This is a genomic window from Pontibacillus chungwhensis, assembly GCF_030166655.1.
GTDB lineage: Bacteria > Bacillota > Bacilli > Bacillales > BH030062 > Pontibacillus.
Genome location: NZ_CP126446.1, coordinates 2,017,663 through 2,030,382 on the forward strand (window position 1 = coordinate 2,017,663; position 12,720 = coordinate 2,030,382).

Here is a 12,720-nt window from a genome sequence, read left to right on the forward strand (position 1 = left end):
TTTATTGGCGTTAGTTAATAGGCATTTGTCACACCCCATCTCATAATTGCGTATACTGTCTATGAATAAGGGGTGATCCTATTGGATACGCAAGTGACCTATAAAAAGAATGGTCAGATCAATATTATGTTTCATGATCGGGAACATCAAGCAGTTGAATCTAGGGAAATCGCAGCAACTTCTTATACAGCAAACCCTTTTCAAAAGATTGAAACACAATTTGAAGATTTTATCGGCCTCGACCATTTGAAATCTACAGTAAAAGAAATTTATGCAAGTATTTATGTGAATCAGAAAAGAGAAGAAGCAGGTCTTAAACCTTCTAAGCAAGTTCTTCATATGTTATTTAAAGGGAATCCAGGAACAGGTAAAACAACGGTAGCGCGTAAAATTTCCGAGCTTTTTCATGAAATGAATGTGCTTTCTAAAGGTCACTTTATTGAAGCAGAACGTGCAGATCTTGTAGGAGAGTATATTGGGCATACTGCTCAAAAAACGAGAGACCTTGTCAAAAAAGCTATGGGAGGGGTTTTGTTTATTGATGAAGCCTACTCTCTTGCCCGCGGTGGGGAAAAAGATTTTGGGAAAGAAGCCATTGATACATTAGTGAAGCATATGGAAGACCATCATAATGACTTTATCTTAATTCTTGCAGGGTATCCGGACGAAATGGATCGTTTCCTACGTTTAAATCCTGGGTTACAGTCAAGATTTCCGATTATTTTAGACTTTAAAGATTATTCGATTGATGAACTTATGACCATAGCGAAACAAATGGCATCAGAACGAGAATATGAATTCTCTAAAGATGCGGAATGGAAACTAAAAGATCACTTAATTCGAATGCAACAACAAAGAGGAAGCGGTTTTTCAAACGGTCGTTACATTCGAAATGTGATTGAACAATCTATACGTAAGCAAGCGATGAGAATAATGAAACAGAATCGATTTACACCAGCTGAACTCATGCAGATTACTGGCCAGGATTTAATTTTTCAAACAAAGACTTAGCAAGCTCCTCGAACTCGAGGGGCTCCTTTGGCCGTTTCAGGGAGCACTTTTCGCTTTAGAATAAGGTCTGTGTTATGATAGGAGCACGATTAGAAAGGTGAGGGATGTCGTTATGGAACAAGCAGTCATAGTAGCTTGCGAATTACCAGGTAATGATCAAGAGCGATTTCATTCATCCATTGAAGAGTTACAGTCTTTAACAGAAACCGCTCATGGCCAGGTACATAAAATATTTATTCAAAAGCGAAATAAAATACACCCTGCTCTCTACATAGGGGAAGGGAAATTACAAGAAATAAAGGATTATATTGAGATAAATGAAATTGAACTGGTTATATTCAATGATGAACTAGCTCCAGGCCAAATGAGTAAATTAGCTGATTACCTAGACGTGGGAATCATTGATCGTACGCAGTTAATCCTTGATATATTTGCTAGAAGGGCGAATACAAAGGAAGGGAAACTACAAGTTGAGCTTGCTCAGCTTCAGTACATGCTTCCCCGTATTTATGGACAAGGGAAGAACATGTCCCGGCTTGGTGGAGGAATTGGTACACGTGGACCTGGTGAGACCAAGCTTGAAACGGACCGTCGTCATATTAGGCGCCGCATCGATGATATTAAATCCCGTTTAGATCAAGTAGTGAGTCAACGAAACCAATATAGGAAACGTCGTAAAGAAAATCGTGCTTTCCAGATTGCTGTAGTAGGATATACAAATGCGGGCAAATCAACGCTTTTCAACCGATTGACAAACAGTGAATCATTTGAAGAGGACCAATTATTTGCGACACTAGATCCTCTCACCCGTCAAATTCAACTTCCTTCAGGTTTCAGATCTCTTCTATCTGATACAGTTGGGTTTATTCAAGATTTGCCAACTACACTTATTGCAGCTTTTCGTTCTACATTGGAAGAAGTGACAGAAGCTGATTTTATTTTGCATTTAGTTGATGCTTCTCACCCGGATCATATTCAACACGAGAAAACGGTGCATAAGCTGTTGAAAGATTTAGAAGCAGATCAGTTACCAATGCTAACCGTTTATAATAAGCGAGATCTTTTAAGTGACAACTTCTTTCCTGCAACCATGCCAGCTGTAACTATCAGTGCCCATGATCCTATTGATTTGAAGCGTCTTTTAGATAAAATTGAAGAAGTTATCATAGAAGAATGGGAACCATTTCAGACGTACATTCACGCCTCTAAAAGCGATTTCCTTCATCGCGTTGAATCTAGTTCGATTGTCAAGGAACGCGATTTCCTTGAAGACGATGAAAAATACTTTGTGAAGGGGTGGATCGATGCTGATCATCCGCTTTACCATCAACTAAAGAAGAACAATCATAAAGGGGAACAAGAGTAAAACATGAACAAACACGAATTAGAACAATTAGCAGTAGAAACAGAGCAGGATATTAAAGATATTCACCAATCTATAAATGGTCTAGCTGAGTATAATCAGGAACGGGTCTTAAGGGCTTTTAGAAATCAGCAGGTGAGCGATTCCCATTTCAATCCGACAACAGGCTATGGATATGACGATATGGGGAGAGATAAATTGGAGCAAGTTTATGCAGAGGTTTTCGGAGGGGAAGATGCTCTCGTACGACCTCAAATCGTATCTGGTACCCATGCCATTACGATTTCATTGTTTGGCTTGTTAAGGCCTGGAAATGAACTTCTTTATATTACAGGAGCTCCTTACGACACGTTAGAAGAGATTGTAGGGGTACGTGGTTCTGGTAATGGGTCTTTAAAAGATTTTCATATCGGGTATAACCAGGTCAACCTTCTAAATAATGGTTCTGTCAATTATGAAGAAGTTCAAAGAGCGATTACGCCCCATACTAAAGTAATCGGAATACAGCGTTCAAAAGGGTACGCAGCACGCCCGTCATTTACGATAGCAGAAATTAAAGAAATGATAGAGTATGTTAAAGGCATAAATCCTGAAATAATCGTCTTTGTTGATAATTGTTACGGGGAGTTTGCTGAAGAACAAGAACCCATTCATGTTGGAGCCGACCTCATTGCCGGTTCTCTTATTAAGAACCCGGGCGGGGGATTAGCAAGAACAGGGGGATATATTGCAGGAAGAGCTGATCTTGTTGAACAATGTGCCTATCGTTTAACAGCCCCTGGTCTAGGTAAAGAGACTGGTGCTACCTTACATAGTCTGCAAGAGATGTATCAGGGACTGTTTCTGGCCCCTCATGTTGTAGGGGAAGCAATGAAAGGGGCTGTCTTTACCTCTCGTTTCTTAGAGAAGCTAGGGTTCGCAACAACTCCTCATTATTTAGCAAAGCGTACCGATTTAATCCAATCCGTAACGTTTGAGACAGCCGAACAAATGATAGCATTTTGCCAGGAGATCCAAAAGGCCTCACCTATTAATTCACATGTAACGCCATATCCAAGTTATATGCCGGGGTATGAGCATGACGTCATCATGGCGGCTGGAACCTTCGTACAAGGAGGAAGTCTTGAATTAACAGCTGATGGGCCAATTAGAGCTCCTTATACGGCCTTTGTTCAGGGTGGTCTTACTTATGCGCATGTTAAGATTGCGATTAAAATGGCTGTGGAGCGTTTAGTGGCATTAACATGATAGAATGTCTTCAGAGATAAGCCCCTATATCCTTATTATAGGGGCTTTGTTTTTAGGTGTTAAGTTGAGGTTCCTTTTAATTCATAAGATGAAATGGAATCCTAAGTATTAAGGGGATCAAATGAACAATAATAAATTAGTATGTAAGGGAGAGGGTTTTAGTTGAGGTCAATTGCTTTGGGATTTAGTATCATTCTATTATCATTTTTATTTTTCCCGTCTTTTGTAGCCGCGGAGAATTCTGGTTTTACCATCATGGAGGATAAAAATCGCATACATCCTGATCATCAGTGGTCTATTTTTTTCAATACAACAATAGATAAAGACACGATCACGGGTGAAACCATTTATGTAACAGATTCTGAGGAAGAAAAGATTCCAGTATCGTTTAAAGTTGTTCAAAACCATGTAACGGTTATTCCTCCTAAGGGTGGCTATGAACCTGGTCAGAAATACAAGCTCACAATTAGCGATAACATAAAGTCAAATAAAGGGACAGTATCTCAGTCAGTCACACAAATGAGTTTTACGGTTACTGAAAGGTCTGATTTTGAAGATCTTTCTCTTACAAAGGAACAATTGTACATAAACGGCAAAAGGATAGAGAGCCCTTCTGTCTATCAAGTGAACGAGACAATCTATGTATCTATCAAAACACTTTCAAAACAGCTTGGATGGATTTTTAAGAATCAGAATGGGTACGTAACCATTCAACTTGATAAAGGTGCAAGACCTTTAAAACTATACAATGGACGGAATGTGTTGTACAGAGGAGACTATGAGGTCATTCGCTTGAAAGATGGAGATCAGTATATGAGTGACCGGATTAAAGAGCTAGACGGGGAAATGTTTATTCCTATAAATGCAATTGATGATATCACAGAGCTACCGATTAATCGAGTTCAAGCAAATGGGATGGATCATTATGTTGTTGGTAAATCAGTCCCTGATAAGATGTTATATAAAGGTGAAGAGTTTACGAATCCAATGGATGTTCCATTGTTAAATCAAATGGATGAGCCTAGACTTTACAACGGGTGTGAAGTAACAAGTTTAGCGATGATGTTACATTACCATGGTATAAACGTGAGTAAGAATAAATTAGCTGAAGAAATTAGTCGGGTTCCTTTAACCTATTCGAATGGTATGAAAGGAAATCCTAATCTAGGGTTTGTGGGGGACATGGAAAATGGACCAGGCTTATCTGCTTATCACGGACCGGTTGTGAAGCTTGCTAAACGTTATGTCGGTGATCGTGCCCAAGATGTAACAGGGAGTAATCCTTCTGAACTATACGAATATGTAAATCAAGGAATGCCTGTTTGGATTATTACAACTACCCGGTTTCAACCTGTAAGCAATTTTAGAACTTGGCTTACGCCTCAAGGTGCCATAGATGTAACCTTCAGTGTTCACAGTGTGGTCATTACAGGTTATACGGATGATTCTGTTTATATTAATAATCCATATGGAAAAAAGAATCAAAAAGTTAATCGTTCGCAATTTGAAAAAGCCTTTAAACAGATGGGAAGCCAGGCTATAGTTATTCAAAGGTAACCCGGTATTATGTATGGGTTTTCATTTGCGCCATAAGGGCTTTTTTTAATATGTAAAAAAAGCTAACATGTGTTGACAGAATTTGAATCATTACATACAATAAATATAAATAAACGTAACGATAAGGAGGGCTAAATCATGAATGATGAACTACGAAGATCGATGCCTCTATTCCCAATAGGGATTGTAAAATCACTTACTGACCTTTCTGCGCGACAGATCCGGTACTACGAAGAACATGATTTGATTCATCCTGTTCGCTCCGATGGAAATCGACGTTTATTTTCGTTCAATGATGTTGATCGTTTATTAGAAATTAAATCGTTAATTGAAAAAGGGGTTAATCTTGCTGGTATTAAGCAAGTGTTATCGATGCAGCCTCAACAACCTCAACCTCAAACTGAATACTCTGAAGAAGAAATTCAGGAGGTAAGAGAAGAATTATCTGAGAAAGAATTACGAAAAATGCTTAAAAATGAATTATTTCAAGCAAACCGTTTTGGTAAATCATCGTTGCGTCAGGGAGAATTATCACGATTCTTCCATTAATATAAACTAAAGTACACTGGGAGGAGAAAGTCGCTTATGGCAGCTAAATTAACTAAGGACCAGATCCTGGAGAAGATCCAGGAAGAGAACGTTAAATTTATTCGATTGCAATTCACTGACTTATTAGGAACTATTAAAAACGTAGAAATTCCATTTAGTCAGCTTGATAAAGCACTCGATAACCAAATGATGTTTGATGGATCTTCCATTGAAGGATTTGTTCGCATTGAAGAATCGGATATGCTTTTGTATCCTGATCTTGATACGTTTGTTGTATTTCCATGGACATCTGAGAAAGGGAAAGTAGCCCGCTTTATTTGTGATATTTATAATCCGGATGGTACCCCATTTGAAGGTTGTCCTCGCTATAATTTAAAGCGTAACTTAAAGAAAATGGAAGAGCTTGGCTTCTCTGCTTTTAATCTTGGTACAGAACCTGAATTTTTCCTATTTAAGTTAGATGAAAAAGGCGAACCAACTATGGAATTAAACGACCGTGGCGGTTACTTTGATTTAGCGCCAACTGACCTTGGTGAAAATTGTCGCCGTGATATTGTTCTTGAGTTAGAGGAGATGGGCTTTGAGATAGAAGCGTCTCATCACGAAGTGGCCCCAGGTCAGCATGAAATCGACTTTAAATACGCAGATGCATTAAAGCACTGCGATGATATCCAAACGTTTAAACTCGTCGTTAAAACAATAGCTCGTAAACACGGTTTACATGCTACCTTTATGCCTAAACCACTCTTTGGTGTGAACGGCTCAGGAATGCACTGTAACATGTCCTTATTCAAAGACGGGGGAAATTCTTTCTTTGATGAAAAGGGCGATCAGCAATTGAGTCAAACAGCTTATCAGTTCATCGCGGGCATTGTGAAGCATGCTACGAATTTCACAGCTGTGACGAATCCGACTGTTAACTCTTACAAACGCTTAGTTCCAGGATATGAAGCTCCATGTTATGTAGCGTGGTCTGGTCAAAACCGCAGTCCATTGATTCGTATCCCAGCTTCTCGAGGGTTAAGTACTCGTATAGAAGTTCGTAGTGTAGATCCTTCTGCGAACCCATACCTGGCTATGGCTGTCCTATTAGCTGCTGGACTAGATGGTGTCGAGAACGGCTTGAAAGCTCCAACCCCAGTTGATCGAAATATTTATGTAATGGATAAAGAAGAACGAGTAAAACACGGTGTTCAAGACTTGCCGGCAACCCTTTCTGATGCATTAGAATTGCTTAAAAAGGACGAAATAATGGTGAAAGCATTAGGCGAACATTTATTTGAACACTTCATTGAAGCGAAAGAAATCGAATGGGATATGTTCCGTACACAGGTTCACCCATGGGAGCGCGAACAGTATTTATCAACTTACTAAGATTGAAAACCCTTGATGCCATTGGTGTTGAGGGTTTTTATTTTTTAACATACTCATCTTGTTACAAAAAAATTTACAGACAAAATGATCAAACAGATATTTATTAATAGTGATATAAGAAAAAGCATCGAATGATAATCATTCGATGCTTTTTTCAATGTTTCCGTATTTATATTGAGTTTAGTGAATATGGCGATATAATCCGACAACTTTTCCAAGAATGCTTACATTTTGAACAATTATTGGATCCATTGTAGCATTTTCAGGCTGCAAGCGAATGTGATTTGATTCTTTAAAGAAACGTTTGACCGTAGCCTCATCATCTTCAGTCATAGCCACTACAATATCACCGTTTTGTGCTGTTTGCTGACGTCGTACAATGACCATATCCCCGTCTAAGATTCCAGCTTCAATCATACTTTCACCTTGCACCACAAGAACGAATATATCGTCATCTTGTGCGGCAAGCGTATCAGGTAGAGGAACATACTCTTCAATGTTTTCAATAGCTGTAATTGGCATACCTGCTGTAACTTTACCTATTACAGGAGCATACGTTGCTTCTCCTTTAGGAATGGTAGTGATGGCATCTTCTTCTAACTCTAATACTTCAATAGCTCTTGGTTTAGTAGGGTCTCTTCTGATATAGCCTTTTTTCTCTAGTCTTGACAAATGTCCGTGAACGGTTGAACTAGATGCTAGTCCTACAGCCTCACCAATCTCTCTTACAGAAGGTGGATAGCCTTTTTCTAGTACACGGTTTTTAATGAAATCTAGTATTGCTTCCTGCCTTTTTGATAGTTTCGTCATATTCTTTACACCTCGTACATATCATTTATTACCGTCATTATACCATGATAGGAAACGATATACAAACATTCGTTCGCAAATGTGTTGACAAGAACGAATGTTCGTATATAATGATGTGTAGACACGAACAAAAGTTCTTATTTTCTGGAGGCGATGAATATGTTTCAAAATCTATCAAAACTAGACATAGTATATTTCTTGTTATTTGCAGGCGGCTTAGCCTTTATGTATATTGGGTTACTCTTAAGTTAGGCTTTACTTAAATAGGGACACCGCTATATGATAGAGAAAAAAGGAGATTCTATGAAAGCAATCATCTATTGTCGCGTCAGCACAGAAAAGGAAGCACAAGTTTCGTCTTTAAAACGGCAACGAATCGAACTAGAAGAATTGGCTACTAAACACGGATTTGAAATCCATAAAACAATAGAAGAGCAGGCAAGCGGGTATGATATAGAACGAGATGGGATCTTAGAAGTTTTAGAAATATTAGCAAACGAAGAAGCGGATGTGCTACTAATCCAGGATGAGACAAGGCTTGGGCGGGGGAATACAAAAATTGCCTTGTTTCATCAACTTACTAAACTTGAAGTCCCTGTTTATGCTGTTTCTCACCACGGAGTGCTTACACTTTCTGAATCAGACTCCATGGTTTTGCAAATTGTAGGAATTGTAGAGGAATATCAAAGGAAAATACATAACATTAAGATTAAGCGTGGTATGAGGCGTGCGGTGGATAAAGGATATAATCCTGCTGCTAACCTCTCTAATCAGCATCTAGCACAAGGGCGAGAGAGAAAAGACTTTCCGATCGAGGAGGTTGTTCGTCTTCGATCGAACAATTTGACGTTTGAAGAAATAGCAGCCACCCTTAGAGGAATGGGATTTGATGTATCTAAGGCTACAGTACATAGGCGTTACAAAGAATTCGTTTCACTTGAAAACAAAGCCTAAACGCGTTACGATATAAATAGTAGAAAGGCAAGCATCCTTATGGGACCCTTGCCTTTTTTACTTGGATTCCAACAAGTAAAGGAGCATATAAATGATTTCTCAAGATAAATTAAACCGAATTAACGAATTATCTCATAAATCCAAACAACAAGGCTTATCCATGACTGAACAAAAAGAACAACAAAAATTACGTCAGGAGTACCTGAAGAACTTCCGTAATTCCTTTAAGAGTCAGCTAAAAGGAATGAAAGTAGTAGACCCTGAAGGTAACGATGTAACACCTGACAAATTAAAGCAAGAACAAGAACGTAATAAAAAACATTAATGTAAACACACGAAGGCACTTCGTGTGTTTTTTCTTTTGTATAGGATTTGTAACCTAATGCAATATTTTCCCACTAAGTGCCAAAATATGAATAAGAATGACATTCTATACGCAATTTAAGCTGGTGTAGACAAAGAATTTTCGACTCTTTTTCTTGGAATGCTTGTCACTTAAACGATTTCATTATAGTATTTAGACTGTACATAGTTCGCATTAAGCGAAATGGAAAGGAGCAATTGTATGACACATCAAACAGAACAGCAATCTATTAATACAATCCGCACTCTCTCAATCGATGCGGTAGAGAAAGCGAATTCAGGACACCCAGGTATGCCAATGGGGGCAGCTCCAATGGCTTATACACTTTGGACTGAATTCATGCAACAAAACCCTAAAAACTCAAGTTGGTTTAATCGTGACCGCTTTGTACTATCCGCAGGTCATGGTTCAATGCTTCTATATAGCTTACTTCACCTTTCTGGCTATAATGTAACAATCGATGATCTTAAAAATTTCCGTCAGTGGGGATCAAAAACACCAGGCCACCCGGAATTTGGTCACACAGATGGAGTTGAGGCGACTACTGGCCCATTAGGTCAAGGGGTTGCAATGGCTGTAGGTATGGCGATGGCAGAAGCTCATCTAAGTGCTAAATATAATAAAGACAACTTCAACGTAGTTGATCATTATACGTACTCAATTTGTGGTGATGGAGACTTAATGGAGGGTGTTTCACAAGAAGCTGCATCCTTAGCGGCACACTTAGGTCTTGGGAAATTAGTTGTTCTTTATGATTCTAACGATATTTCATTAGATGGTGACCTAAACCGTTCCTTCTCAGAGTCTGTAGAGGATCGCTTTAAAGCGTATGGTTGGCAAGTAATCCGAGTTGAAGATGGTAATGATACTGCTACTCTTCGCCAATCTATTGAAGAGGCAAAATCGAATACGGATCAACCTACTCTAATTGAAGTGAAAACAGTTATTGGCTATGGTTCACCTAATAAATCAGGGAAGTCTGCCTCTCACGGTGCTCCTTTAGGTGAAGATGAAGCGAACCTAACTAAAGAACACTATAAATGGGGACACGAACCATTCCATGTACCTTCAGAAGTATACCAGGACTTCGAAACAAAAGTTCAAGCACGTGGTGCTGAAGCAGAACAAAAATGGAATGAATTAGTCCAACAATACAAAGAAGCTTACCCTGAACTTGGAGAAGAATTTACTCGTGCGATAAACGATGAACTTCCTTCTAATTGGGACAGTGAGCTTCCTCAATACACACCAGGTGAAGATAAGCTGGCAACTCGTGCATCTTCTGGTGAGATGATTAACGCATTGTCTAAGACTGTTCCAAACTTCTTCGGTGGAAGTGCTGACCTTGCGGGATCTAATAAAACGAGTGTAAGTGGAGAAGAAGATTTCTCTCGTAACAACTATGCTGGACGTAACATCTGGTTTGGTGTACGTGAATTTGCGATGGCATCTGCATTGAATGGTATGGCACTTCATGGTGGACTAAAAGTGTACGGTGGTACATTCTTCGTCTTTAGTGATTACTTACGCCCAGCGGTTCGCCTATCTGCTTTAATGGGGGTACCTGTTACGTATGTATTTACTCATGACTCTATCGCTGTCGGGGAAGATGGCCCAACACACGAACCAATTGAGCAACTGCCATCCCTACGTGCTATGCCAGGTTTATCCGTTGTACGTCCTGCTGACGGGATCGAAACGGAAGCAGCTTGGCGCCTGTCTCTTGAATCAAACTCAACTCCGTCTGCCCTTGTATTAACACGTCAAGGACTACCTACTCTTGAAGGTACAAGTTATGAAGGTGTGAAAAAAGGTGCATATGTAGTAAGTCCTGCTAACAAAGAGGAAGCAGATTGCCTTCTGTTAGCCTCTGGCTCTGAAGTACAACTTGCCGTTCGCGCTCAAGAGAGTCTTCGTGAGAAGGGTATTGAAGCGAGTGTCGTAAGCATGCCTTCTTGGGATCGTTTCAATGCACAGAGTAAAGAATATAAAGAAGAAGTGCTTCCAAGTACCGTAAAAGCTCGACTAGCAATCGAAATGGCTTCTCCATTTGGTTGGGAGCGTTATGTAGGTCTTGAAGGAGATGTGTTAGGCATTGACACGTTCGGTGCATCAGCTCCAGGAGATCAAGTGATGGAAGAATACGGATTTACTGTCGATAATGTAGTGAGCCGTGTAGAACAACTGCTTAAGTAAAAACAATAAAAAACCTGTAAAAGACTTTCTTTTACAGGTTTTTCTTCTATTTCTTCAAAACGACGACTGGAACAAGTAGTGGCTACTGAGACTTGGTACGGAAGTAAGCATATCAATTTGTGAATTCGACAAAACTTTCGCAAGTTGGCTGACGAAATTAGACACATAATTTCTTCCAGATCGGGTAGAATGTCTCTAACAAGGGGGACATGCTATGCGTGAATATGCTTTATTTTGGATTAAGGACGAATTTTCAAGCCACTATTTTCATAAGACCAATGTGTTATTTGATTTTTTGAAAGAATGGAAATACAACCCTGATCAGACGCTATCAAGCACACAGTTTCAGTATGTTACAAAGCCCATTCCGCTAGATATGTTAGTCCACTACGTCACGGAGAAAAATCGTAAACCGGTTGAAATGACCTATTATAAAAATAAGATGTCATTCATTATTCAATGTAAAGGACAAAACATCAGGTTAACGCAAATGAGCGACAGAGAGGTGCGAATCACAGCAGAGAGCCTTCATCAGGCGGAAACCATAATATTTGAAACGCTGCGAACATTTAATCATTCATTTTTTATTATGGATGAGGATATGCGCCAATATGGATGGATTGCGCCTATTAAAAAGGAAGCGATTCTCTAGCCTGCTATTGTATTCTCCTTCTCAATTTACTATAATGTTTGAGAGACAACATGAAGGAGGAAATTTGTACGATGTCCATTGTTTGGGTAATTGTTATTGCCATTGTAACGTTACTTGCTGGCGTAGCACTAGGCTTCTTTATTGCCAGAAAGTACATGATGAACTACTTAAAGAAAAACCCACCGATTAATGAACAAATGTTGCGTACATTGATGATGCAGATGGGACAAAAGCCATCGCAGAAGAAAATTAATCAGATGATGCGTGCTATGAATAACCAACAACAAAAATAAACTTCGAAACGCACAAAAAATCCTTCTCTTACCGTGTAAGAGAAGGATTTTATTATGGATTAGTGGTTGTGAAGCTTTGAATCTCTCTCATTGTAATGAGTAGTGATCCAGTTTTTTAGCTGAGTCAATATAGCAAATGACCAAACAAAATTAATTGTAAGAACACCAGCTAACAAGGACATGTCATGGTAAACGATCGTGTCATAAGGTTTTATAGCCACAATGATGGTAGATTGGACAATCAACAAGATCATACTTGCAAGCAGGGAAGCCGTAATCCGTACCATACAGTAGTCCTCCTCTTTTTAAAGGTTCCCTTGAATAAATTTAATATACATTATATTCACAA

13 protein-coding genes and 1 pseudogene are annotated in these 12,720 nt (G+C 39.2%); 12 read left to right on the forward strand and 2 right to left on the reverse strand.

The window, feature by feature from the left end; translation table 11 throughout:
• The first annotated feature begins 81 nt into the window (after positions 1–81).
• The 7 genes and pseudogenes from spoVK (at position 82) to glnA (ending at position 7,102) form a co-directional block, all read left to right on the forward strand.
• Positions 82–1,011 carry a stage V sporulation protein K gene (spoVK, locus tag QNI29_RS10410; protein WP_370635423.1) on the forward strand — a complete coding sequence of 310 codons (930 nt, stop codon included), beginning with the start codon at positions 82–84 and terminating at the stop codon, positions 1,009–1,011.
• A 112-nt stretch (positions 1,012–1,123) separates the two neighbouring features.
• Positions 1,124–2,377, forward strand: a complete 1,254-nt coding sequence (gene hflX, locus QNI29_RS10415; RefSeq protein ID WP_231416421.1) for a GTPase HflX — start codon at positions 1,124–1,126, stop codon at positions 2,375–2,377.
• Between the two features lie 3 nt (positions 2,378–2,380).
• Positions 2,381–3,622: a methionine gamma-lyase family protein gene (locus tag QNI29_RS10420; protein ID WP_231416422.1), complete on the forward strand. Its 1,242-nt coding sequence runs from the start codon at positions 2,381–2,383 to the stop codon at positions 3,620–3,622.
• A 255-nt stretch (positions 3,623–3,877) separates the two neighbouring features.
• Positions 3,878–4,141, forward strand: a pseudogene (locus QNI29_RS10425) (Ig-like domain-containing protein); the annotation flags it as partial.
• Positions 4,142–4,537: 396 nt separating this feature from the next.
• Positions 4,538–5,179, forward strand: a complete 642-nt coding sequence (locus QNI29_RS10430) for a C39 family peptidase (RefSeq protein WP_370635475.1) — start codon at positions 4,538–4,540, stop codon at positions 5,177–5,179.
• A 138-nt stretch (positions 5,180–5,317) separates the two neighbouring features.
• Positions 5,318–5,728, forward strand: coding sequence for a MerR family transcriptional regulator (locus QNI29_RS10435; protein WP_231416423.1), 411 nt, complete (start codon positions 5,318–5,320; stop codon positions 5,726–5,728).
• Positions 5,729–5,764: 36 nt separating this feature from the next.
• The gene (glnA, locus tag QNI29_RS10440; protein WP_231416424.1) at positions 5,765–7,102 is read left to right on the forward strand and encodes a type I glutamate--ammonia ligase; all 1,338 of its coding nucleotides are present in this window, start codon (positions 5,765–5,767) and stop codon (positions 7,100–7,102) included.
• Positions 7,103–7,282: 180 nt separating this feature from the next.
• On the opposite strand, the gene lexA is transcribed toward glnA, so the two are convergent.
• Positions 7,283–7,912, reverse strand: coding sequence for a transcriptional repressor LexA (lexA, locus tag QNI29_RS10445; protein ID WP_231416425.1), 630 nt, complete (start codon positions 7,910–7,912; stop codon positions 7,283–7,285).
• Positions 7,913–8,215: 303 nt separating this feature from the next.
• Here lexA and QNI29_RS10450 point away from each other — a divergent pair, with 303 nt between their 5' ends.
• The 5 genes from QNI29_RS10450 to QNI29_RS10470 all read left to right on the forward strand — a co-directional run bounded on the left by QNI29_RS10450 (position 8,216) and on the right by QNI29_RS10470 (position 12,371).
• Positions 8,216–8,866 carry a YneB family resolvase-like protein gene (locus QNI29_RS10450; RefSeq protein WP_231416426.1) on the forward strand — a complete coding sequence of 217 codons (651 nt, stop codon included), beginning with the start codon at positions 8,216–8,218 and terminating at the stop codon, positions 8,864–8,866.
• A gap of 91 nt (positions 8,867–8,957) precedes the next feature.
• A complete protein-coding gene (locus tag QNI29_RS10455) occupies positions 8,958–9,191 on the forward strand; it encodes a DUF896 domain-containing protein (RefSeq protein ID WP_231416427.1) in 234 nt (77 codons plus the stop codon).
• Positions 9,192–9,431: 240 nt separating this feature from the next.
• Positions 9,432–11,426: a transketolase gene (gene tkt / locus QNI29_RS10460; RefSeq protein WP_231416428.1), complete on the forward strand. Its 1,995-nt coding sequence runs from the start codon at positions 9,432–9,434 to the stop codon at positions 11,424–11,426.
• A gap of 214 nt (positions 11,427–11,640) precedes the next feature.
• The gene (gene sirA, locus QNI29_RS10465) at positions 11,641–12,078 is read left to right on the forward strand and encodes a sporulation inhibitor of replication protein SirA (RefSeq protein ID WP_231416429.1); all 438 of its coding nucleotides are present in this window, start codon (positions 11,641–11,643) and stop codon (positions 12,076–12,078) included.
• Positions 12,079–12,149: 71 nt separating this feature from the next.
• A complete protein-coding gene (locus tag QNI29_RS10470; protein ID WP_231416430.1) occupies positions 12,150–12,371 on the forward strand; it encodes a YneF family protein in 222 nt (73 codons plus the stop codon).
• A 59-nt stretch (positions 12,372–12,430) separates the two neighbouring features.
• Here QNI29_RS10470 and QNI29_RS10475 read toward each other — a convergent pair whose 3' ends face one another.
• The gene (locus QNI29_RS10475; protein WP_231416431.1) at positions 12,431–12,658 is read right to left on the reverse strand and encodes a hypothetical protein; all 228 of its coding nucleotides are present in this window, start codon (positions 12,656–12,658) and stop codon (positions 12,431–12,433) included.
• Positions 12,659–12,720: the final 62 nt, after the last annotated feature.

Coding starts and splice junctions, on each gene's coding strand:
- QNI29_RS10475 (WP_231416431.1), bottom strand. CDS start 12,658: ATGGTACGGATTACGGCTTCCCTGCTTGCAAGTATGATCTTGTTGATT.
- QNI29_RS10430 (WP_370635475.1), top strand. CDS start 4,538: ATGGATCATTATGTTGTTGGTAAATCAGTCCCTGATAAGATGTTATAT.
- glnA (WP_231416424.1), top strand. CDS start 5,765: ATGGCAGCTAAATTAACTAAGGACCAGATCCTGGAGAAGATCCAGGAA.
- QNI29_RS10470 (WP_231416430.1), top strand. CDS start 12,150: ATGTCCATTGTTTGGGTAATTGTTATTGCCATTGTAACGTTACTTGCT.
- sirA (WP_231416429.1), top strand. CDS start 11,641: ATGCGTGAATATGCTTTATTTTGGATTAAGGACGAATTTTCAAGCCAC.
- tkt (WP_231416428.1), top strand. CDS start 9,432: ATGACACATCAAACAGAACAGCAATCTATTAATACAATCCGCACTCTC.
- QNI29_RS10455 (WP_231416427.1), top strand. CDS start 8,958: ATGATTTCTCAAGATAAATTAAACCGAATTAACGAATTATCTCATAAA.
- QNI29_RS10435 (WP_231416423.1), top strand. CDS start 5,318: ATGAATGATGAACTACGAAGATCGATGCCTCTATTCCCAATAGGGATT.
- hflX (WP_231416421.1), top strand. CDS start 1,124: ATGGAACAAGCAGTCATAGTAGCTTGCGAATTACCAGGTAATGATCAA.
- lexA (WP_231416425.1), bottom strand. CDS start 7,912: ATGACGAAACTATCAAAAAGGCAGGAAGCAATACTAGATTTCATTAAA.
- QNI29_RS10420 (WP_231416422.1), top strand. CDS start 2,381: ATGAACAAACACGAATTAGAACAATTAGCAGTAGAAACAGAGCAGGAT.
- QNI29_RS10450 (WP_231416426.1), top strand. CDS start 8,216: ATGAAAGCAATCATCTATTGTCGCGTCAGCACAGAAAAGGAAGCACAA.